This window comes from Massilia horti (assembly GCF_004614195.1).
GTDB lineage: Bacteria > Pseudomonadota > Gammaproteobacteria > Burkholderiales > Burkholderiaceae_D > Telluria > Telluria horti.
This window is the reverse complement of the sequence record NZ_SPUM01000140.1, coordinates 97,732-120,607: the sequence shown is the minus strand read 5'-3', so window position 1 is coordinate 120,607 and position 22,876 is coordinate 97,732. Positions and strand designations below refer to the sequence as shown.

The window sequence follows — 22,876 nt, the reverse complement described above, 5'->3', positions numbered from 1 at the left end:
CGCGCCTGGCGCTGGCGCTGACCAACCGCTTCGGCCCGCGCCCGGTCGCGGTGGGCGGCCGCGCCGCCGCGCTGCATCCGATGATCATGGGCGCGATGCGCGCCGCGCTGCCGTCGCAGCTGGTACTGATCCAGGCCGAGGGCCAGGCCCACCACGCCGCCGCGCAGCTGGCCGCCAATCGGCGCGCCTCGCCGCATACCTGACATTTGATAACCGGGACAATCCGATGAAAAAACTGACCGTCACTCTTTTGACCTTGCTTCTCGCAGGCTGCGCCACCGGGCCGCGCATCGACCATTCGTACACGGCCCAGGGCCAGTCGCCGCGGGTCCGGTTCATTGTGCTGCACTACACGGTCGCCGACCGCCCGTCGTCGCTCAAGATCCTGACCGAGCAGCAGGTCAGCGCGCACTACCTGGTCACCGATGATGCCACGCCGACCATCTACAACCTGGTGCCCGAGAGCCAGTCCGCCTGGCACGCCGGCGTCTCGAGCTGGAAGGGCTACACCCAGCTGAACAACAGCTCGGTGGGCATCGAGATCGTCAACCCGGGCTGGAAAGATACGCCGCAGGGCCGGGTCTACTTCCCGTTCCCGAAGGCGCAGATGGATGCCGTGATCCCGCTGGTCAAGGACATCGCCACCCGCTACCACGTCGCGCCGGAGAACATCGTCGGCCACAACGAAATCGCGCCGACCCGCAAGCAGGACCCGGGTCCGATGTTCCCGTGGTACCGCCTGGCGCAGGAAGGCCTGATCGTTTGGCCTGATGCGACGCGCGTGGCCGCGGTGCGTCCAGTGTTCGAGACGCAGCTGCCGCCGGTGGCCTGGTTCCAGCAAAAGCTGGCGGCGCACGGTTACGGTATCGCCCAGACCGGCGAGCTGGACGAGGCGACCAAGAATACCCTCTCCGCATTCCAGTCCAAGTTCCGCCCGGCGAACATCGACGGCAACCCGGATGCCGAGACCGCGGCCATGCTGGAAGTCCTGACCACGCCGCCCGGCACGCCGTTGCCGGTTATCCCGCCGGCGCCGCCAGTGCAGCCGGAACAGCCGGCGCAGCCGCTGCCGCCACTGCAGCCGGCCCCGCCAGCACAGCCAGCCGCGCCGGCGCCGACTGTTGCTAAGTGATCAGTTCCATCGCGGCAAGGTGGTTTTTCCGATATGCTTTGACAAGTCCGCGCTCCGAGCGCGGGCTTGTCTTTGAAGGATAGAAGAGCATGCGCCTGCGCCACATCGAAGTTTTCCACGCCATCATGCAAGTTGGCACCATCAGTGGCGCCGCCCAGGTTCTCCACATTTCGCAACCGGCGGTCACCAAAGTGCTCCAGCACGCCGAGCTGCAGCTGGGGATGCCCCTGTTCGAGCGCGTGCGCGGCAAGCTCTATCCCAAGCCCGAAGCGCACCGCCTGTTCGCCGAGACCGAAAAGCTCAACCGCGACCTGCAGGGCATCCGCCGTCTGGCCGCGAGCCTGAAGGGCCGCGCGATGGAGACGGTGCGCCTGGTGTCGACCCCGACCATCGCGGTCAGCGTGCTGCCCACCGCCTTGACGCATTGGCGCCGCGACTTCCCGCAGACCCGCTGCGAACTGGCGACCTACCACACGAGCGAGATCGTCAACGCGCTGCGCCTGGGCGAAGCGGACCTGGCGCTGTCGCTGCAGGATCCGCGCCACCCCGGCATCGTGGCCGAGCCGATCGCGCAGGGCCTGCTCACCGTGCTGGCCCCCAGCGGCACCTGGAGCGAGGCCGAATGCGCCGAGCCGATCACGGCGAACGGCCTGTCTGGTGAGCTGATCGGCCTTGCCGATCGCGACCCGCTGGGCGAAATGGTGGTGGCCGCGTGCGAGGCGCAAGGCGTGCACCCGGTGTTCCAGACCGTGGTGCAGACCTACCAGATTGCGCGCGCGCTGGTCGAGGCGGGTGCCGGCACCGCCATCCTCGACCCGTTTACCGCGGCATCCTCCGTCTGCGGCAAGGTGCAGCGCCGCACATGGGCGCCGGAGCTGCCGGTGCACCTGTACCTGCTCACGGCCAGCCACGCGCCGCTGTCGCACGGTGCGCGCGAGCTGGTCAACTGTATCGGTGCGACTGCGCGCGCCCTGCTTGAAAAAGGATGTCAATGAGCCTCACCCTGGCCAGCGAAGAAATCGCTGGCAGCCCCGAATTCCGCCACCTGTCCACCATTGGCGGCATTGCCGTCGACCTGCGTTACGCCAGCCCGAACAACTTCGTCGGACGCGACCTGTACTCGCCGTTCGACTGCGCCTGGCTGCACCGCGACGCCGCCGCCGCATTGGAACGGGTCGTGGGCTGGCTGCGCGCGAACCGGCCCGACTGCACGCCGCTGGTGCTGGACGCGCTGCGCCCGCAGCGGGTGCAGCAGCAGCTGTGGGATTCGCTGGCGGACACCGGCTTGCAGATGTACCTGGCCAGCCCGCAGCGCGGCTCGATCCACTCGTACGGCATGGCGCTGGACATCACGCTGCTGGACGCGCATGGCCGCGAGCTCGACATGGGCACCCGCTTTGACGACATGACCGACCTTTCCCACCCGGCGCTCGAGGAGGACTTTCTCGCCGCCGGCACACTGACCGGACAGCAGGTCGCGAACCGCCGCCTGCTGCGCGAAGCCATGCTCCAGGCCGGCTTTTTCGGCATCCGCACCGAATGGTGGCACTTCGATTGCGGCGACCGCGAACTGGTGCGCCAGACCTTCCGCCGCGTGCTCTGAACCGCGCTGTCGCGCACCGCTGACGCTGCCCCCACACAGTTGAGCATTCTCAGGCTTTGCTGCGGTTCGGCCCGACACAATCGGGGACGTACTGCAGAGAAGCTAAGGCTGCCGCTCGATCTGGCGGCAAGCTTCCTCTCGCACAACAAGAACGATGTCCAATTTCCTACTGAGAGGTGCGTGATGAAAAGCTCGATGATGGCGGTCGCTGTCGCCGTGGCGCTGGCGGGATGCAGCACTGGCGACGGCAACATGTTCGCATCCAGGGACAAGAAGGTCGAGTATTTCCGGGTATTCGATATCAAGACCGGCGCGGCGGGTCCGGAGGTCGCCAAGGCCGCCACCGAAGGCATCAACCGCAACGTGGCCAACGCGACCATGGCCTCTCCGGAGGCGCAGGTGCAGGAACAGCCGGGACGCTTCAAGCTCTCCGCCACTGCGCCCGGCGCCGCGCCTGGCGCGGTGGCCGCCACGCCCACCCCGGTCTGTGAAGGCGCGAGCTGGACCGCCAAGGCGAACCCGCGTGTGAACGGTGGTGACAACATGAACATGATCGCCTGCCTGTTCCCGTACAAGGGCGGCTACCACCTCGACATGTACGCGGTGTTCAGCAAGAAGGAAGGCGGCTGGCTCGAATGGCCGCGGCGCCTGACGGGCAGGTTCATGGGCACGCCCGAAGGCTGGACCGACAAGGCGATGAACGACGTGATCCGCACGATCCGCGAGAGCACCGGCGCCGAGGTCTTGCTGGTCGAGGCCAAGCCGGAAGTGGTGGGCACGCCGTGGATGGAAGCGAGCGGCGGCGTGGGTGGTTCGGGCGGGGCGAAGACGTCGAAGTGAGAAGATCGATCTCAATTGACCAGGGAGAGGTCAGCTGACTTGCTGGCCTTTTTTCGGATCGTGCAGCGCTACCGGCCTACGTTGAGGCCGGCCGCGGTACCCCCAACATCTTACCTGCGCAATGCTCTGCTCATTTCGTCCAGCGGCATCGCCACGATGGAATTGAGGAGTCGCGCTTCGCCTGCATCCGGGTTGACTGTTGCCGCGTCGCGAGCCACTGGACATCGTAGATGAATGACCAGGTGCCGTTCTCATCTTGCAGGACGCCCACCCGAAGGCGGTTTGCGAATGCGACAAGAGCCCTAGCTGCCATAGCTTGTTCGCCGGCGATTCATTGCCTTTTGGGCCGTTTTTTCCGAGATGTGGACCGCAGACTGTGCATGCAAGGAGATGCCCAGTTCGGTGAGAAGGTGGAGTACCTTGCCAAACTGGGCGGTGGGCTTTCCGGCCTCGACATGTGAGATAAATTTGGGAGACAAGCCGGTCGCGCTCGCCAGCTCATCCCGAGTCAGGCCTTGGGCTAGCCGGGACGCTCGAACGAGGTTGGCCAACGCCATCATTTCGCCAACGAACACATCTTTACCCATGGTCGCACCCTTTGATTCGTATCCGCTCGTATGCATGATGCCATGGCAAACGCGGAGAAAGTCTCTTTCGTACCCGATAGGGAACGAATTCGTGAGCATTGGTGCAGGATGCGCATGAACGTAACCGATCGGATACGAATCCTGGCCAAAACCAGTGGCAGATGTTATTCGTTCCCGCTCGGGTACGTCGATTAACGCTTTCTTGGACAGGAAATAAACCGCGGAAATACGCCATCATATTTCCGGCGGATTTCACCGTATTTTCTTTCTCAATCTTAAACTTCAAACCGATCCAGGACGGTGCCACCTGCTCTTCTTGAGCGTGGCGTACCGTTTAGTTGGCTTGTGGAGCTTGCGTCACTTGCACGGTCGGTGCCGGCGCATCCAGTCGCGCCACCCAGTCCACCAGCGCATCGAGCGCCTTGCGGCCCCGGCCATTACTGATCTGCTCGCTGTTGATCATCGCCACCACGACGCACTGACGGCCGCTGGCGTCCGGCACGTAGCCGGCAATCGCGGTAACGTCCCTGAGGCTGCCGGTCTTCAGGCGCGCCACGCTCGCGGCCGGGCTGTCGTGCAGGCGCTTGCGCATCGTGCCATCCACGGCGACGATCGGCATGCTGGCCATGAATTCCGGCGCCCACTTGCTGCGCAGGCCGGCCTGCAGCAGGCCACCCATCTGCAGCGCGCTGATGCGCTCGATGCGCGACAGGCCGGAGCCGTTCTCCAGCACCAGCCCGGCGTCGTCGATGCGGTGCTCGCGCATCCAGTTGCGCACCGCCTGGTCGGCACGCGCGAAGGTGGTGTCCGGGCTGCCCGGCAGCGGGCGGCTGCCCAGCAGCGGGTCGGCCTCCAGGCTGCCCAGGCTCAGGAACACGGTGCGTGCCAGCGTGTTGTCCGACGGTTTGTTAATGTCGCGTACGATTTCCGGTAACGCGCGCGATACGTGCTGGGCCAGCAATTTGGCGTCCGACGGCGTGGTGCCCGCCATGGTCTTGCCATGGAAGCTGCCGCCGACCTGCTTCCACTTCAGGCGGAACAGGCGGTCGAGGTAATCGTCGCGGTCGACCACGTTGATGCTGTTGGCCGCGGTGCAGTGCTTCGGGAAAGTGCCGCGCAACATCACCTTGATGCTGCCATCCTTCTGGCGCACCACTTCCGGCAGCTTCCAGCCATCCTCCCATTTGGCGCAGTCGACGTCGATCAGCTTCATGCTTGACGCCACCGTCACGCGGTCGAGCGCGGGTTGCATTTCGAGCTGCAGCTTGTTGCCAGTCGAGCGCATGTCGATCTGCAGCATGTTCTTGTTGACCATCAGGGCGTCGGGGATGACGTTGTAATACGCATCCGGATACTCGTCGAATGGCGGCAGCCCCACGTCGCCGCGCGCCGGATTCCACAGCGCGCGGTCGAACACCAGGTTGCCCGCGATCTTGCGGATGCCCTGGTAGCGCAGCGCGCGCAGCATGTTTTCCAGCGCCTCGCCCGAGAAATCGGCGTCGGCGCCGCCGCGCACGATCAGGTCTCCCTGCAGCACGCCGTTCTTCACCTCGCCAACGGTACGCAGCTCGGTGCGGCCGCGAAACACCGGCCCGAGCTGTTCAAGGCCGACCAGGGTCGTCACCAGTTTCATGGTCGAGGCCGGCGTACGCGGCTGCTGCGCGTGGTGCGCGGCCACCACCGTGTCGCCGCGCACCACCAGCACGCTCATCGCGTCCTCGGGAATGTTGGCTTCACTGAGCAGTTGCGCCACCGGCGGCGGCAACTGGGCGTGGGCGGTTGGCAGGCAGGCAGAGAAAAGGGCGGCAATGGCGATGCGACGGAGCATGGTAGTCCTCAACCGAAGAACAGGTAGGCAATGAAAATGGCACCGACCACGCCCGCGAAGTCGGCAATCAGCCCCGCGGGAATAGCGTAGCGCGTGTTGCGGATACCGACCGAGCCGAAGTACAGGGCCACGATATAGAACGTGGTGTCGGCCGAGCCCTGGAAGATGCAGGCCAGGCGGCCGACGAAGGAATCCGGGCCGTAGGTCTTCATGGCGTCAATCATCATCGCCCGCGACCCGCTGCCCGAGAGCGGCTTCATCAGCGCGGTCGGCAGCGCCGGCACGAAGTCGGTGTTGATGCCCAAGCGAACGAACACCCAGTTCAGGCCGTCGACGACAAAGCCCAGCACGCCCGAGTTGCGCACGACGGAAATGGCCACCAGCATGCCGACCAGGTAGGGAATGATCGTGATCGAGGTCTGGATGCCGCCCTTGGCGCCTTCGATGAAGGCGTCGTAGACGTTGACGCGTTTCCTCATCGCGCCGCCGATGAAGGCGACGATAATGCTCAGCAGCAGGAGGTTGCTGGCAACCTTGGAGACCAGCTCGATTTCCGGCTTGCTCAGGTAATGGGTCATGCACCACACCATCACGCCGAGCGCGGCAGTGATGCCGCCCAGCCAGCCGACCACCACGCGGTCGAACAGGTTAATGCGCTGCCAGAACGAGACCGCGATGATGCCGGCGACCGCCGAGATGTAGGTGCCGATCATGCACGGGATGAAAATATCGGACGGGTCCGCGGCGCCCAGGATGGCGCGCTGCGCCATGATCGCCAGCGGAATCAGGGTCAGGCCCGAGGTGTGCAGCACCAGGAACATGATCTGCGGATTGCTGGCAGTGTCCTTGTCCGTGTTCAGGCTTTGCAGGCTTTCCATCGCCTTCAGGCCGAACGGCGTGGCGGCATTGTCCAGGCCCAGCAGGTTGGCCGAAAAGTTCATCACCATGTGGCCGGTGGCCGGGTGATCCTTCGGCACCTCCGGGAAGATGCGGGAAAAGAAAGGCGAGATGATTTTCGCCAAAAAGCCGACCGCCCCCGCCTTTTCGCCCACGTTCATCAGGCCCAGCCACAAGGTCATCACGCCGGCCAGCGGCAGTGCGATGTCCATCACGGCGACCTTGGCCGAGTCGAAGGTGCCGTCAATGATCTTTTTGAAAATCTCGGTGTCGCCGAGGAACAGCCACTGCGCCACCGCCGCGATGAAGCCTATTAGAAAGAAGCCAGACCAGATGTAATTTAACGCCATGAATATATCCGCTGTGATTCGCACGATTGTGCAGCGGACAGTATAGGCGCAGAGCAAGCTTCATTGATGAAAGAATGCACCCGCGCCATGCTAAAAAGTTATGATGCCGCGCCCGGAGCGTTGCCTGTATTAAAGCGCCGGCCTATCATAGGCAAGGGCCGCGAGGCCAAATCACCTGGACCATATTGATGAAATTTCGCAAGACTGCTGCCGCTGCCCTGATCCTCGCTGCACTGTGCAGCCCGGCTGGCGCCGACCCGGCCACATCCGGCGCCGGCCAGAAGGTCTTGCATATGTTCCTGACCACCAGCGAAACCGGGCTCGACCCGGCGGTGGCGTCCAACATCGAGACCTTGTCGCTGCTGGAAAACCTGTTCGATCCGCTGCTGCGCTACGACTATCTTGCGCGCCCGGTCAAGCTGCAAGGTAATACGGCGACCGACATGCCGGTCGTGACCGACGATGGGCGCACCTATACCTTCCACATCCGCCCCGGCATCTATTTCACGCCGGACCCGGCATTCAAGGGCAAGCGGCGCGAGGTGACGGCGGCGGATTACGTCTACAGCCTCAAGCGCCTGTATGACCCGACGCTCAAGTCGCCCTGGTCGTTCATGTTCGAAGGGAAGATCGCTGGCGATGCCGCGCTCAGGAACAATTTCAGCTACGACACCGACATCGACGGCCTGCAGGCGACGGACCGCTACACGCTGCGCATCCGCCTGAACGAGCCGGACAATAACTTTCCGTTTTATATGGCCACGCCGGCAACGGGCGTGGTCGCGCGCGAAGTGATCGAGGCCCACCCCGGTCAGGCCGGAAACTATCCGGTCGGCACTGGCCCCTTCATGGTGGGTGACTGGAAGCGCAGCGACCGCATCGTCCTGCTGCGCAACCCGGACTCGACCGCGGTGTTCCATGCGACGCCCGGCATTGACCCGGTGGACAAGGCGATCAGCGCCGAACTCGAAGGCAAGCGCCTGCCGCGCGTGGACCGGGTCGAGGTCAAGATCGCTGAAGAATTCCAGGCGCGCATGCTGGGCTTCTTGAACGGCGAGTACGACTACATCGAGCAGGTGCCCGAATCGATGACCGACATGGTGATCGAGGGTGGCAAGCTCAAGCCGGAGCTGGCCGCGCGTGGCATGCAGCTGTACCGTTTTCCGGTGCTGCAGACCTACTACATGTGGATGAACATGGAAGACCCGGTGCTGGGCGGCTACAGCAAGGAGAAGGTGGCGCTGCGCCGGGCGATCTCGATGTCCTATAACAATGCCGAGGACATCGCGTTGCTCAAGAAAGGGTTTGCGGTCAAGGCCGAGTCGCCGCTGCCGCGCAACGTGCTCGGCTACGATCCCAACTACCGCAGCCCGGTGCCGTACGACCCGGCGCTGGCCAATGCCTTGCTCGACCGCTTCGGCTACGACAAGCGCGACCCGGACGGCTTTCGCCGCCAGCCGAATGGCCAGCCGCTGACGCTCACGATGTATAGCGAGGCGACGGTCAGCGGCCGCCTGCGCGACGAAATGTGGCGCAAGTGCTTGAATTCGATCGGCCTGCGCGTGGCGTTCAAGTCCGACAAGAAAACCGAGATCATCAAGGCCTCGCGTCTGGGCAAGGTCCAGATGTTCGAGAGTAACTGGATTGCCGATTTCCCCGACGGCGACAACTTCTACCAACTCCTGTACGGCCCCAACGCGGGCCGCGCGAACTACGCGCGCTTTAATCTTCCCGCCTACAACCAACGCTACGAACAGGCGCGGCTTCTCAGCGACGGGCCCCAGCGCCAGACGCTGTATTTCGAGATGAACCAGCTGATTCACGCGTACAACCCGTGGGTGCCGCTGACCCAGGTCATCTCGGCAGATATCCGTCAACCGTGGCTGAAAAACTACAAGCGTCACCCCGTTGAATTCACGTCCTGGCGCTATCTCGACGTCGATGTTGCGCAAAGAGCACGGACGACGCGGGGCGCGCGTTAGATTTCGTTAGATTTCACTCAACTCGTTATTCCTCGAAGTTATACTGCCAGCCGGATATTTCATTGGATACGGCGCGTGGGCTGCGCTTACCCTCAAGGTATGACTTAGTGTAATGCCAATACATTACCAGCAAGATTTCAAGCTTGTTCGTGCAAGCGCGACCGAAAACCAAAAACAAAGTCACCTTAGGAGAGACGCGTGAAGTTAAAGAAGCTGGCACATTTGATTACCCTGATCGGAGTGGTGGCCCCGGCTGTCGCACAGGAGGTGCAGACTCAGGGGCCGATCCAGCGGGTCGAGATTACCGGTAGTAGCATCAAGCGCATCGCCAAGGAAGGCGCGCTGCCGGTCGAGATCATTTCACGCAAGCAGCTCGAGCAACAAGGCATCGTCACCGCCGAGCAATTGATCTCTACCCTGAATGTTAACGGCACCGGCTCGGACAACCTGGCCTCGAACTCCGACGTGACTTCGGGCGCGCAGCGTGGCAACAACGGCGCTTCGTCGGCCAACCTGCGCGGCCAGGGCGCGGACAGCACGCTGGTGCTGCTCAACGGCCGCCGCATCGCCACCCACGGCATGAAAGGCTCGGCGGTCGACCTGAACTCGATCCCTATGGCAGCCGTCGAGCGCGTCGAAGTGCTCAAGGACGGCGCATCGTCGATCTACGGCACCGATGCGATCGGCGGCGTGATCAATTTCATCACGCGCAAGGACTACAGCGGCCTGGAAGCCCAAGTCTTCGACGACAAGACCCAGCACGGCGGCGCGAACATCGCCCGCCTGTCGGTGACCGGCGGCTGGGGCGACCTCGACACGCAGGGTTTCAACCTGCTGGTCGCCGGCTCCCACAGCGACAACAAGTCGCTGCGCGGCAACCAGCGCGACTTCGTTAACACCTTCCAGCCGGACCGCGGCGTGTCGGTCGACACCCGCGGCGCGCCATTCGCCAACATCTTCGCCACCACCGTGGGACCGAGCCTGCTGTCCAAGACCGGCACCGGCCCGACCCTGCCTGGCGGCACCCAGCAATTCAGCGGTATCAGCCTGCTGAACCTGCCGGGCGGCAAGGGTTGCGACAGCATCGACGGCATGGGTCCGTACGACGCAAAACTGTGGGACACGCCGTCGGCGGCCTACGGTTGCGCCTGGGATACCGGCCGTGCCGCCGTGCTGCAGCAGCCGGTCAAGAATGACAACGGCCTGGCGCGCGCGACCTTCAAGGCCGGCGAGCACCACCTGTTCGCGGAACTGGTCGGCTCCAGGGTCAAGGTGATGAAGAGCTTCTCGCCGAACCAGATTTCGCCGGGCGCCTCGACCTTCCCCGCCAGCTCGTTCTACCCGAGCACCGGCGCCGCCTACAACACCGTGTACAACGCCCTGGTCAAGGTCTTCCCGAGCATTGCCGACAACTACGGCCTGCCGATCGCCTACCGCTGGCGCTGCATGGAGTGCGGCAACCGCGAGATCGAGACCGAAACCAAGGCCAGCCGCGTGCTGGTCGGCGCCGACGGCCCGGTCACGCTCGGTTCGCTGGGCACCTTCGACTACCGCGTCGGCCTGTCGCGCGCCCAGTCGGAATCGCAATCGATCCTGGGCAACGGCTATAACTACACCGCGCCGCTGGCTGCGGCCCTGGGCTCCGGCAAGATCAACCCGTTCCTGATGCCGGGCGAAAAGCAGACCCAGGAAGCGCTCGACCTGATCGCCAGCACCTCCGCCAAGGGCGTGGTGCTGTATGGCGGCAAGACCATCATGACCGAGCTCGACGCCGCGCTGTCGGGCGAAGTCTACAAGCTGCCGGCCGGCGCAGTCATGGCCGCGGTCGGTACCGACCTGCGCCGCGAGGAATACAAGTTCAACGGCGACATGCGCAACCTGACGGATCGCCGCGCGATCCTGAACGCGCCGTTCGACGACGTCAACGCACTGGAAAAAGTGCACCGCGACATCCGCGCGGTGTACTTCGAAGTGCTGGTGCCGGTGATCAAGGACCTGGAAGTGACCATTGCCGGCCGCCAGGACCACTACTCGGGCTTTGGCAACACCTTCAACCCGAAAATCTCGTTCCGTTACCAGCCGATCCCGTCGCTGATGTTCCGCGGCTCGTACAACACCAGCTTCCGCGCGCCGTCGTTCAACCAGCTGTTTAACGGCATCACCGAGTCGCCGTACGTCGGCAAGGACCTGGTCGATCCGTCCAAGTGCCCGACCCTGAAGGTTGACAGCACCAAGGCGGGCTGCGAATCGATCACGCCGAACTACATCACCGGCGGCAAGCCGAACCTGGGCCCGGAAACGGCCAAGCAGGCCAACCTGGGCGTGGTGTGGGAGCCGAACAACCGCTTCTCGGCCAACGCCGACCTGTGGGAAATCCGCAAGGAAGACACGATCGACTCGTTCAACCTGGCGACGATGCTGGCCAACTACAACCTGTTCAAGGACAGCTTCCAGCGTGACTCGCTGGGCAACCTGGTCGTCATCGACCAGCGCTGGATCAACGCCGGCGAGCGCATCACCCGCGGGCTGGAGCTGGGCGCACGCACCAACGGCAAGCTTGGCGAGGGCACCTGGACCGCTGGCATCGACGGTTCGCGCATGCTGGAGAAAAAGTCGCGCGCGACCAAGAACGCGCCGTTCGGTCCGAGCGAAATTGGTCAATTCGTGTTCACCGGCGACCTGGGCCTGAAGTGGAAGCACACCGCCTATGTGACCTACAAGCAGGGTGACTGGACCGGCTTGCTGCAGAACATCTACCGTTCGGGCTACAAGGACCAGGTGCTGCCGGGTGTGGCCAGCGGACTGGTGAAGCCGGCCAACTACAATCCGGACGTGAAGGCATATTCGATCTTCAACGCGAGCGTGAGCTACACCGGCATCAAGAACATTACGCTGACCGGCGGCATCAAGAACCTGTTCGACACCAACCCGCCGTTTGCGGTCACCTATGACAGCAACACCGGCGCGGGCAGCAGCTGGGAGCCACGTGTAGCCGATCCGCGCGGCCGCTCGTTCACGCTCACCGCGAACTACAAGTTCTTCTGACAGCCATGAGTTGACGGCCCGCATGGCGGAAGGCAAGCCTTCCGCCGTCCGGGCCGTTTTTCCGTTTTATCGAGAGGCACGATGCCGGGTAACAGCAAGATCAGCAGGAGAAGCTTCGGCGCCATGATCGCAACATGCGCCTTGCTGCCCGGCTTGCCGGCAATTGCCGCGCGCCGCCACCCGTCCCCTTCCCGCACCATGAAACACCTGATCAAACCCCCGCGCCTGCGCCAGGGCGACCTGATCGGCCTGATCGCGCCGGCCGGCCACGTCAGCGACGCCGCCATCGAAAAATCGGTCCGGCACATCGAGTCGCTCGGCTTTCGCGCCAAGGAAGGCCGCTACCTGCGCGAGGTGTACGGCAACTACGCCGGGTCCGCCGAGATGCGGCTGGCCGACCTGCATGCGATGTTCCTCGACCCCGAGGTCAAGGCGATCTGGTGCATCCGCGGCGGCTCGGGCGCGATCTCGCTGCTCAAGCGGGTCGATTACGCGCTGATCCGCAACCACCCCAAGATCCTGCTCGGCTATTCGGACATCACCGCGCTGCACCTGGCGATCCGCCGCCATTGCGGTTTGGTCACCTTCCACGGCCCGGTCGCCATGTCCACGCCGAGCGACTATTCGCACGAGCACATGCTGGCCGTGCTGACCGATCCGCAGCCGGCCTATACGATTCCCATGTCGCAGGAGAACAGCCTGCGCGCGCAGGAGGAGCCGCATTATGCGATCCGCACCGTGCATGGCGGCGTGGCGACCGGCCCGCTCATCGGCGGCAACCTGTCCCTGGTCAGCGCGCTGGCCGGCACCGATTACGCGGCCGACTTCCGGGGCGGCATCCTGTTCCTGGAAGAGGTCAACGAAGAGCCGTACCGGATCGACCGCTGGATGACCCAGCTCGACCTGGCGGTCGGCTTGGACAAGGCGGCGGCGGTCATGATCGGCATCTGCGACAAGTGCGGCCCGGAGCCCGATTCGGTTTCGCTGACGCTCGACCAGACCTTCGACATCCACCTGCAGCCATTGAAGATTCCGGCGGTGACGGGCTATTCGTTTGGCCACATCCGCAACCAGTTCACGCTGCCCGTGGGCGTGATGGCGCGGCTGGACACCGAGCGCCAGACCGTGACGCTGCTGGAGCCGGCGGTAAGTTAATGACAGCGCCGCAGTTCGTAGGGGGCGCGGGGCCGCCGAGGACCGTGCGCACGCTGTACGGTTGATCTGACGTTAGCGCCTCGTGCATTCAAAGCTGCGGTAAACTCTGCTCAACCGTACCGCGTGCGCACAGGTGCGCACCCTACGCCTCCTTTAAGCCGTACGGCTACGCCATCCAGAAGAACACCGCCGTCAAGCGCTTATCCGCGTGCTCGAAGCCGAAGTACCCGCACGCCGAATGCACCATGTCGGCGCGGTACAGCACGATGCGGTTGAAGCGGTTCTCGATGCGCACATCCTCGACCCAGGCCTCCGGCGGCAGCGCCTTGACGCCGAGCGCCTCGCGCAGGTTCGCGTGCGGCGGCCCGCACAAATTCCCGCCCAGCGCGCCATCCGGGTAGCGCAGCCGGTAGAACGCGGTGCCGGCATCCGGGTCCGGCTGCGGGGTCAGGTAGATCACCGCGGCGAAGCGGCACAGCAGGCGCGAATCGGTATGCGGCCGCGCGCCCGATTCGTCCATCCCGACCAGTTGCGCGTAATTGTGGTTGAGCGTCTTGCCGTCCGGCGCGCGCTCGATCCACAGGCGCCGGGCGCCGGTGACCTCGCGCACCCATGCGTCCACTCGCTCCAGTTCGTCCGGCAGCAAGGCCTGCGGCGCGCGCCGCCCCGGCCAGGGCATCGGCGCGTGCGGGGCGCCCAGCTCCCACTCGGTACGCGCGTAGCAGCGCCGTGACACTTGCTCGGCGTTGGGCAGGAAGTCGTCCTGCACCCAGTAATCGCGCCCCGGTTGCGGGTGGCGGTAGGTCAGCCTCGAGCGGGTGGCCATGCTTGTTCTCCCATTTGTTCTTATAGAAATTTAGCCGAAATATTGCCGCTGGCGATTGTTGCGCTTGGGGCTTTTGATCCAAATCAATAGATAACGCTGCTAGCGGTGCCGCGCTGTATCCGCGCGGGGACGGCGCCCGTCATCTGGCCGCCTGGCCTGGAAATGTAACAGGGCGTATGGGGCGATCCCGCAAGGCGCATGGGGCGAGACCTCGCAAATTGCCTGCTGTTGAGTTTGTCACAACATAAGGCCCCAGCCGGCCTCTTGCATATGTTGGGGGTGGAACACGATGGAGTACAGGACTGACAACATCAGCTTGCTCTCGCTCAACCGATCTCAATCGCGGCGGGCTCCACCGATAGCCAGGTTCAATTACCAACATGGAGATGACATGAACTTACGTAAGACAATTCTTGCAGCTTCCATCGCCGCCTTGCCCCTGGTGGTGAGCAGTCAACTCGAGGCCGCCACGATCAAGACTCCCATTCCGCTTGCCGGACTGAGGATGGCCGCTCCCGTCGCGCCATCCGCGCAGAAAGCGGCCGTGCTGGAGGCCAAGCTCAACGCGCTGCGCCCGAAATACGGGCTGGACCAGGACCATGGCCTGAAGCTGGCCGCCCAGCATCCGGGCGCGATCGGTACCCATATCAGCCGTTTCGCCCACACCTACAAGGGCGTGCGCATCTTCCAATCCGAATCGGTGGTGGTGACCGACGATGCCGGCAACATCGTGAGCGAATCGTTAGCGGACCGGCGCAGCGGCCTGGGAAAGGGGGAATCCTCGGCCGCGCTCGGCGGGCGCTTCGCCAACTTCGATGTCACGCCATCGATCTCGCCCAACGCCGCCATCGACCTGGCGGTCAAGACGATCGTGAAGCAGGCCACGCATGCCGTGCCGCCGAGTGCCGAACTGGTCATCTATCCGGTCATGCGGCGCGTGCGCGTGCCGGAAGCGGCCAACAAGATCGAATCGGAGCTCAATGCGGTGGACCTGGTCGACGAGGTCACCGGTTATGAGCTGGCCTACCTGGTGCAGACCCGGCTGGTCAGCGGCAGCCGCCCGGTCTACCGCGACACCATCGTCAGCGCCAGGGACGGCCGCGTGCTCGCGCAGTGGAATTCGCTGATGACCGATGTCGGCGTGGGCAACAGCCAGTACAACGGCCAGGTGCCGATCACCACCACGAAGGACAGCAGCGGCTTCACCATGCGCGACCCGCTGCGCGGCACCGGCGGGCGTTTCGGGGGCAATGCCATCACCAACGCCAACCATCTCAGCACCCCTGGCCCGATCTACAGCAACAGCACCAACACGTGGGGCGACGGCGCGCAGTACAACGGAGGCTCGACCACCAGCGTCAATGGCCAGACCGCGGCCGTGAACGCGGCGTGGGGCCTGATGAACACCTACGACACCCTCAAGAACGTGCTCGGCTGGCACTCGCTCGACGGCCAGAACACGGCCACCTACATCAACGCCCATGTCTTCACCAACTACGACAACGCGTATTACGATGACAGCTGCAAGTGCATGTACATCGGCGACGGCGGCAGCTACTTCTACAGCCTCGGCTCGATCGATGTGATCGGCCACGAGATGGGCCATGGTGTCACCGCCGCCACGTCCAACCTCACCTATGCCGGCGAATCGGGCGGCCTGAACGAATCGGCGTCCGACATCAACGGCGAGATGACCGAGGCCTATGCGCGCAACGGCGGCACCGGCGACGTCGTCCCGGCCTCCGGCAACGACTGGATGATGGGCAAAGAGATCAGCAAGAGCGGCTCGCCGCTGCGCTGGTTGTACAAGCCGAGCAAGGACGGCATGAGTCCGGATGCGTGGAGCAGCAACATCGGCAATCTCGACGTCCACTACAGCAGCGGCCCGAACAACCGCATGTTCTACTTCCTGTCGCAGGGTTCGAGCGCCGATTCGGGCAGCGATTACTACAGCCGCTTCCTGACCAAGTCGCCGGCGGCCATGACGGGCATCGGCAACGACAAGGCCTACCGCATCTGGTTCCGGGCGCTCACCACCAAGTTCACCTCGTCGACCAATTACGCCGACGCGCGCGCCAAGGTGCTGCAGGCGGCCCAGGAACTGTACGGCGCCGACTCGAAGGAAGCGATCGCGGTCCAGCGTGCGTATGCGGCGATCAACGTCGGCGCCGACGTGGACGAGACCCCGGCGCCTAGCGGCCCGGTGTCGATCGGCACTCATCCGCAAAGCGCCACGGTGCAGGCCGGCGCGACCGCCACGTTCTCGGTCAAGGCCGCCGGCGGCACGCCGCCGTACAGTTACCAGTGGATGCGTAACGGCGCCGACATTGGGGCCGCCACCTCGGCCAGCTACAGCCTGACGGCGCAGGAGAGCGACAACGGTGCACGATTCTCGGTCAAGGTCGGCGATTCAGCCAGCCCGCCGACCAGCGCGACCAGCAACGAGGCGACGCTGACCGTATCCTCCAGCACGCCGACCCCGACCCCCACCGACGTCGTGAGCAACGGCAGTTTCGAGTACGGCGTGACCGGCTGGCACGGCACCACCGGCGTGATCGGCAGCTGGAAGGGCTTCCCCCAGGTGGCGTTTGACGGCACCTATTTCGCCTACATGGGCGGGAACGGAAGGAGGGTCACCGAGACGCTGACCCAGCAGGTAACGATCCCGGCGGCGGCCTTGTCGGCCCAGTTGAGCTTTGCGCTGCACATCGACACTGCCGAGACCAGCCGGATCACGGCCTACGACAGGCTGACGGTGGCGGTCAAGAATTCGTCCGGCACGGTGCTGCGCACGCTGGCGACCTACAGCAACCTGAACGCGGCCAGCGGCTACCAGATCCGCACGTTCGACTTGTCGCAGTTCAGGGGCCAGAGCGTGGTGCTGTCCTTCGCGATGACCGAGGACGTGTCGCTGCAGACCACGTTCGCCGTGGACCAGGTCGTCCTGCTGACGAAATAAGAGCGCTGCCCGGCGCGGGTGATATCGGCACCCGCGCGGGGCTAAGCGCCTATCCCGGTAGGTGGGGGGAAGGTCATGGCGAGCGTGAGCAACGCAGCGCACGCTTGCCAGGCGCGACTCCCAGCTACCGGGATAGGCGCTAAAGCGCCAGCGCCATCAGGGTATAGTCCAGGGTGGCGCCATCGATTCGGAACATCTGGCGATATTCGCCAATCTTGCCAAACCCGTGGCGCAGGTACAGCGCAACCGCCGGCTCATTGGCGGAGAGGACCTCCAGGTCGATCCAGCCGAGCCCCGCCTCCGTTCGTCCCCATGCGATGGCCGTCTCGATCAGCCGCGAACCGACTCCCTGCCGGCGCCAGTCGCGATGCACGCCCATGCCCAGCAGCGCGCGGTGGGCAGCAGCAGCTTCAGGGCGCGCGCGCAGGTCGACGTGGCCCGCGATCGAACCTGCGGCGTCCAGCGCGATCCAGACGCGGCGCCAGCCGGGCCGGTCAAGAGGAGTTGCCAGCCCCAGGCTGAACGCGGCGCGTTTATCCTCGGGCAGCCGCGAATCGCTGCGCGACATCGGCTGGAACAGCGCAGTGCCGTTCCTGCCATTGTCGCGCAGGTGATCGTCCAGGTACGCGAAGAAGGACGCCAGCTCGCCCGGTTCGATTGCACGGATCGTCAGCGCGCTGCCGTTCACAGCGAGCGCGCGATCAGGATCTTCTGGATGTCGCTGGTGCCCTCGTAGATCTGGCACACGCGCACATCGCGGTAGATGCGCTCCACGGGGAAGTCGCTCACATAACCGTATCCGCCGAAGACCTGCATCGCGTCCGACACCACCCGCTCGGCCATTTCGGAGGCGAACAGCTTGGCCATCGCGGCCTCCTTCAGGCAGGGCTGGCCGGCATCCTTCATCGACGCCGCGTGCAGGATCAACTGGCGCGCGGCCTCGATCTTCATCGCCATCTCGGCCAGCTTGAACTGCACCGACTGGTGCTCGAAGATCGGCTTGCCGAAGCTGGTCCGCTCCTTCGCGTACGCCAGCGCGGCCTCGAACGCGGCGCGCGCCATGCCCACCGACTGCGAGGCGATGCCGATCCGACCGCCCTCCAGGCCCGACAGCGCGATCTTGTAGCCCATGCCTTCCTCGCCGATCAGGTTCTCGGCGGGGATGCGGCAGTTCTCGAACAGGATCTGCGCCGTGTCCGACGAGTGCTGGCCCATCTTCTGCTCGATGCCGGCCACGATATAACCCGGCGTATCGGTCGGCACCCAGAACGCGCTGATGCCCTTCTTGCCGGCGGCCTTGTCGGTCACCGCCATCACGATCGCCACGTCGCCGTGCTTGCCGCTGGTGATGAACTGCTTGGCGCCGTTGATCACGTATTCGTCGCCATCGCGCACGGCGGTGGTGCGCAGGGCGGCGGCGTCGCTGCCGGTATGCGGCTCGGTGAGCGCAAAGGCGCCGAGCAGATCGCCCTGCGCCAGCGGGCGCAGCCAGCGCTGCTTCTGCTCCTCGTTCGCGTACATCATGGCGATGCTGCAAACGGGGCAGTTGTTGACCGAGATGATGGTCGAGGTGCCGCCGTCGCCGGCCGCGATCTCTTCCAGCACCAGCGCCAGCGACACGTAGTCCAGGCCCGCGCCGCCGTATTCTTCGGGCACCGCCACACCGAACGCGCCGAGCTGCGCGAGCTCCTTCAGTTCGGCTTTGGGGAAATGGTGCTCGCGGTCCCAGCGCGCGGCATTCGGCGCAAGCCGCTCCTGGGAAAAGCTCCTCAGGGCGTCGCGGATCATCTGGTGTTCTTCGGTCAGAATCATATGTCTCGTATCGTTGTTATGGGCTTACCAGGGAATTGGCGTGCCGTCGTAGTTAATGAAGCTGCCATTGGCCGACTGGGGGAGGCCAGCCAGGGTAGCGCGCAGATAGCGTACGCTTTCTTCGGGCGTGAGATTGGCGGTCTCGTTGCCCATGTCGGTCTTGACCCAGCCGGGGTGGAACGCGACGCAGGTCACGCCCTTGCTGCCATAGGTGATTGCGGCGTCGCGCAGCACCGAGTTCAGCGCGGCCTTGCTGGCACGGTAGGTCGAGCCGAAGGTGCTGTGTCTCGCCTCCAGCGAGCCCATCTTGGAGGAGATCACCGCCAGCTTGCCATTGGTGGACGCCACCAGCGGGGCGACGATCGGCAGCAGGCGCATCGGGGCCAGGACGTTGGTGTGCATGACTTCGTCGAATTCATGCTGGGTCGGAAAGCTGTCGTGGCGCGGGCCAAACACACCGGCGCTCAGCCACGCGGCGTCGATCTTGTCGTCGTCCAGCTTCCAGCCAAGGGCGGCGATGGAATCGGCGTTTCTCACGTCGAGCTGATGTGCCTCGGCGCCCAGCCGGGCCAGGTCTTCGAGGTGTTCGGGTTTGCGCGCGGTGGCGATCACGCGCCAGCCGTCGGCCTTGTACTGGCGCGCCAGTTCGTGGCCGATGCCGCGCGAGGCGCCGATGATAAGTGCAGTGGACATGGTGTAGCTCCGGTTGAGGGTGGTACCGCGTGCGCACGGCGTGCGCATCCTACAAAAGCCGACAGACTACCGTAGGGTGGGCACCTGTGCCCACGCGGTGCGGCGCGTGAATGCCACGCGCCGCCTCAACCGCCGGACCGCTTCAAGCCATCTCGATCGCCATCGCGGTCGCTTCACCGCCGCCGATACACAGCGAAGCGACGCCGCGCTTGCCGCCGGTGCGCTTGAGCGCGCCCAGCAGCGTGACGATGATGCGCGCGCCAGAGGCGCCGATCGGGTGGCCCAGCGCGCAGGCACCGCCGTGGACGTTGACCTTGTCGTGTGCGATGTCCAGGTCGTGCATCGCCGCCATCGGCACCGCCGCGAATGCTTCGTTAATCTCGAACAGGTCCACGTCCTTGGCCGTCCAGCCGGTCTTGTCGAACAGCTTCTTCATCGCGCCGACGGGCGCGGTGGTGAACCAGTCCGGTTCCTGCGCATGGGTGGCGTGGCCGACGATGCGCGCGATCGGGGCCAGGCCCAGCTGCTTTGCGGTCGATTCGCGCATCATCACCAGCGCCGCGGCGCCGTCGTTGATCGACGAGGACGACGCGGCGGTCACGCTGCCGTCCTTCTTGAATGCGGGCTTGAGCGAAGGGATCTTGTCGACCTTGGCCTTGGCCGGGCCTTCGTCCTTGCTGATAACCGTTTCGCCCTGGCGGCTGGCCACGGTTACCGGTGCGATCTCCCAGTCGAACCAGCCTTCTTCGCCGGCGGTCTGGGCGCGCTTGACCGACGCGATCGCGAACGCATCCTGCTGTTCGCGGGTGAACCCGTACTTGGCCACGCACTCTTCGGCAAAGGTGCCCATCGAGCGGCCTTCGCCGGTCTTCTCGTTGCGCGAGTAGGCGTCTTCCAGGCCGTCGAGCATCATGTGGTCGAACATGACGCCGTGACCGATGCGGTAGCCGCCGCGCGCCTTCGGGATCAGGTAGGGCGCGTTGGTCATCGATTCCATGCCACCCGCGACCACGACGTCGGCGCTGCCGGCCTTGAGCACGTCATGCGCGAAGATCGCGGCCTGCATCGCCGAACCGCACATCTTGGACAGCGTGACGGCGCCGGTCGACAGCGGCAGGCCGGCCTTGAGCAGGGCCTGGCGTGCCGGGGCCTGGCCCTGGCCCGCCATCAGGCAGTTGCCGAAGTAGACGTGTTCCACCGTCTCCGGCGCGAGGCCGGCGCGCTCGACCGCGGCCTTGATCGCCACGGCGCCGAGGTCGCTCGCGTTTTTCGAGGAAAAATCGCCCTGGAACGCGCCCATCGGGGTACGTGCTGCGCCAACGATAACGATCGGATCATTCATTGTGGTAGTTCTCCAAATAAGGTGGGGTATAAACCGCCGGGGTGGTTGTCGTCTGGTTGCAGAACCGGATGTGCTGCGGATAGGGGAACACGTCTTCCACTTCGCCCGCCTGTATCCGTTCCTTGTGCGATTGCCAGTAGGCGCGGGTCAACAGTTCCGCATGGTGCTTCATGAAGTAGTGCCGGATTTTCTCGTTGCCGAGCAAGAACTTGTCGAACTGCTCGGGGAACACGTCATGTTTCCCGATCGGGTACCAGGGCTCGGCCGCCATCTCGTCTTCCTCGTTGCGCGCCTGCGGAATGTCACGGAAGTTGCAGTCGGTGATGTACTCGATCTCGTCGTAGTCGTAGAACACCACCCGGCCCTGGCGCGTCACACCGAAGTTCTTGTACAGCATGTCGCCGGGGAAGATATTGGCCGCGATCAGGTCCTTGATCGCGTTGCCGTATTCGATGATGCCGTGCTCGATCATCGCCTCGTTGCCCGCGGCCTGGGCATTGGCGAGGAAAATGTTGAGCGGCACCATCCGGCGCTCGATGTACAGGTGGCGCACGATCAGGCGGTCGTCTTCGATGTCGACCTGCGACCGGCAATCCTGCAGCAGCTCGGCCACCAGCTCCTCCGAAAAGCGAGCCAGCGGAAACGCGACGTTCGAGTATTCAAGCGTATCGGCCATGCGCCCGACGCGGTCGTGGTGCTTGACCAGCATGTACTTTTCCTTGATCTGGGCGCGCGTGGTTTCCTTCGGCGGCGGGAAGAAATCCTTGATCACCTTGAACACGTAGGGGAAGGAGGGCAGCTCGAACACCAGCATCACCAGGCCGCGGATGCCGGGCGAGATCTGGAAGTAGTCCGAACTGTGCTTCAGGTGCTGCAGGTAGTCGCGGTAGAACGCCGTCTTGCCCTGCTTTTGCAGGCCGAGGATGGTGTAGATCTCGCTGCGCGGCTTGCGCGGCATCAGGCTGCGCAGGAATTGCACATAGGCCGACGGCACTTCCATGTCGACCAGGAAGTAGGCGCGCGTGAACGAGAAGAGCAGGGTGATCTGGTCCGGATCGGTCAGCACGGTGTCGAGCACGAGCTGGCCGCGCCGGTTGTGCAGGATCGGGATCACGAACGGGTATTCGCGCGCGCCGTTGATGGCCCTGCCGACGATGTAGGCGCCCTTGTTCCGGAAGAACAGACTCGACAGCACCTGCAACTGCTGGTTCGATTCCAGCTTCGACAGGCCAAAGAATTCCTCCATGCGCGCCTGGACCTGGCCGATGTCCCGGTCGAGGTTGGCGAAATGGGCGTCGAGCTGGAAATTGGTGACGATGCGCCTGAGCGAAAAGCGCAGGCCGTCCGCGGCCGGGTAGTAGGCGCGGTAGGTCGGCACCAGCTCTTCGGTTTCCAGGTACTCGGTGGAGACCACGGGGCGCACGAACAGGTGCGCGTTGTTGTAGTGCGTGCGGTGCAGGATCTGGCAGCTGACCGAGTTGAAGAAGGTCTCCGCCAGTTCCGGCTGCTTGTGGTTCGAGAGCAGGCCGATGTAGTGCAGCTTGACCTCGCGCCAGACCGAGTCGGTCAGCTCTTCCGGCGTGTATTCGTCCTCGAGGATGTGGACGCGCTCCTGCACCCGCTGGTCATAGTAGCCGATGCGCTCGCGCGCGGCCTGCTGGGCGGTCGGCCAGGCGCCGAGCTCGAAATGGCGCTTGGCGGTCTTGCTGGAATGGCGGAACAGGCGGTAGTGCTTGTCGAACCCATCGAGCATACTGCGGGCGATGTCGAACGCAATCTGCGAGGACAGCAGCTTGGGGAACGGAACTCGTGTGGTCATCGTTCG

At 64.5% G+C, this 22,876-nt stretch carries 17 protein-coding genes and 1 pseudogene; 9 read left to right on the top strand and 9 right to left on the bottom strand.

What is annotated here, in order from left to right:
* The 5 genes and pseudogenes from E4O92_RS24950 to E4O92_RS22030 all read left to right on the top strand — a co-directional run.
* Positions 1-203: pseudogene (locus E4O92_RS24950) on the top strand (ATPase); the annotation flags it as partial.
* 23 nt (positions 204-226) lie between these two features.
* The gene (locus E4O92_RS22045) at positions 227-1,132 is read left to right on the top strand and encodes an N-acetylmuramoyl-L-alanine amidase (RefSeq protein ID WP_135191819.1); all 906 of its coding nucleotides are present in this window, start codon (positions 227-229) and stop codon (positions 1,130-1,132) included.
* Positions 1,133-1,221: 89 nt separating this feature from the next.
* On the top strand, positions 1,222-2,127 hold the full coding sequence (locus tag E4O92_RS22040) for a LysR family transcriptional regulator (protein WP_135191818.1): 906 nt from the start codon (positions 1,222-1,224) through the stop codon (positions 2,125-2,127).
* Positions 2,124-2,735: a M15 family metallopeptidase gene (locus E4O92_RS22035; protein ID WP_135191817.1), complete on the top strand. Its 612-nt coding sequence runs from the start codon at positions 2,124-2,126 to the stop codon at positions 2,733-2,735. Before E4O92_RS22040 ends, E4O92_RS22035 begins: the two co-directional genes overlap by 4 nt.
* A gap of 183 nt (positions 2,736-2,918) precedes the next feature.
* The gene (locus tag E4O92_RS22030) at positions 2,919-3,575 is read left to right on the top strand and encodes a hypothetical protein (RefSeq protein ID WP_135191816.1); all 657 of its coding nucleotides are present in this window, start codon (positions 2,919-2,921) and stop codon (positions 3,573-3,575) included.
* Positions 3,576-3,877: 302 nt separating this feature from the next.
* Here the strand turns inward: E4O92_RS22030 and E4O92_RS22020 are convergent, their stop codons facing one another.
* The 3 genes from E4O92_RS22020 to E4O92_RS22010 form a co-directional block, all read right to left on the bottom strand.
* Entirely contained in the window at positions 3,878-4,162 is a 285-nt protein-coding gene (locus E4O92_RS22020) for a helix-turn-helix domain-containing protein (protein WP_135191814.1), read from the bottom strand.
* 334 nt (positions 4,163-4,496) lie between these two features.
* Positions 4,497-5,990 carry a D-alanyl-D-alanine carboxypeptidase/D-alanyl-D-alanine endopeptidase gene (dacB, locus tag E4O92_RS22015; RefSeq protein ID WP_135191813.1) on the bottom strand — a complete coding sequence of 498 codons (1,494 nt, stop codon included), beginning with the start codon at positions 5,988-5,990 and terminating at the stop codon, positions 4,497-4,499.
* Positions 5,991-5,998: 8 nt separating this feature from the next.
* A complete protein-coding gene (locus E4O92_RS22010) occupies positions 5,999-7,237 on the bottom strand; it encodes a spore maturation protein (RefSeq protein ID WP_135191812.1) in 1,239 nt (412 codons plus the stop codon).
* A 188-nt stretch (positions 7,238-7,425) separates the two neighbouring features.
* On the opposite strand from E4O92_RS22010, the gene E4O92_RS22005 reads away from it, so the two are divergent.
* From E4O92_RS22005 to E4O92_RS21995, 3 genes are all read left to right on the top strand, one after another.
* Positions 7,426-9,219, top strand: coding sequence for an ABC transporter substrate-binding protein (locus E4O92_RS22005; RefSeq protein WP_135191811.1), 1,794 nt, complete (start codon positions 7,426-7,428; stop codon positions 9,217-9,219).
* Positions 9,220-9,417: 198 nt separating this feature from the next.
* On the top strand, positions 9,418-12,264 hold the full coding sequence (locus E4O92_RS22000) for a TonB-dependent receptor (RefSeq protein ID WP_135191810.1): 2,847 nt from the start codon (positions 9,418-9,420) through the stop codon (positions 12,262-12,264).
* A gap of 123 nt (positions 12,265-12,387) precedes the next feature.
* Positions 12,388-13,419 carry a S66 peptidase family protein gene (locus E4O92_RS21995; RefSeq protein ID WP_229483654.1) on the top strand — a complete coding sequence of 344 codons (1,032 nt, stop codon included), beginning with the start codon at positions 12,388-12,390 and terminating at the stop codon, positions 13,417-13,419.
* A gap of 166 nt (positions 13,420-13,585) precedes the next feature.
* Here the strand turns inward: E4O92_RS21995 and E4O92_RS21990 are convergent, their stop codons facing one another.
* Positions 13,586-14,245 (bottom strand): DUF6445 family protein, encoded by a 660-nt coding sequence (locus tag E4O92_RS21990; RefSeq protein WP_135191808.1) that lies wholly within the window; start codon positions 14,243-14,245, stop codon positions 13,586-13,588.
* A 391-nt stretch (positions 14,246-14,636) separates the two neighbouring features.
* Here E4O92_RS21990 and E4O92_RS21985 point away from each other — a divergent pair, with 391 nt between their 5' ends.
* A complete protein-coding gene (locus tag E4O92_RS21985; RefSeq protein WP_135191807.1) occupies positions 14,637-17,204 on the top strand; it encodes a M4 family metallopeptidase in 2,568 nt (855 codons plus the stop codon).
* Positions 17,205-17,343: 139 nt separating this feature from the next.
* Here E4O92_RS21985 and E4O92_RS21980 read toward each other — a convergent pair whose 3' ends face one another.
* From E4O92_RS21980 to aceK, 5 genes are all read right to left on the bottom strand, one after another.
* Positions 17,344-17,892 carry a GNAT family N-acetyltransferase gene (locus E4O92_RS21980; RefSeq protein WP_229483652.1) on the bottom strand — a complete coding sequence of 183 codons (549 nt, stop codon included), beginning with the start codon at positions 17,890-17,892 and terminating at the stop codon, positions 17,344-17,346.
* Positions 17,889-19,016 (bottom strand): acyl-CoA dehydrogenase family protein, encoded by a 1,128-nt coding sequence (locus E4O92_RS21975; protein ID WP_135191806.1) that lies wholly within the window; start codon positions 19,014-19,016, stop codon positions 17,889-17,891. Before E4O92_RS21975 ends, E4O92_RS21980 begins: the two co-directional genes overlap by 4 nt.
* Before the next feature lie 24 nt (positions 19,017-19,040).
* Positions 19,041-19,709: an SDR family oxidoreductase gene (locus E4O92_RS21970; RefSeq protein WP_135191805.1), complete on the bottom strand. Its 669-nt coding sequence runs from the start codon at positions 19,707-19,709 to the stop codon at positions 19,041-19,043.
* Between the two features lie 142 nt (positions 19,710-19,851).
* On the bottom strand, positions 19,852-21,051 hold the full coding sequence (locus tag E4O92_RS21965; protein ID WP_135191804.1) for an acetyl-CoA C-acetyltransferase: 1,200 nt from the start codon (positions 21,049-21,051) through the stop codon (positions 19,852-19,854).
* Positions 21,044-22,870, bottom strand: coding sequence for a bifunctional isocitrate dehydrogenase kinase/phosphatase (aceK, locus tag E4O92_RS21960; protein ID WP_135191803.1), 1,827 nt, complete (start codon positions 22,868-22,870; stop codon positions 21,044-21,046). The genes E4O92_RS21965 and aceK overlap by 8 nt, the downstream gene beginning before the upstream one ends.
* Positions 22,871-22,876 lie beyond the last annotated feature (6 nt).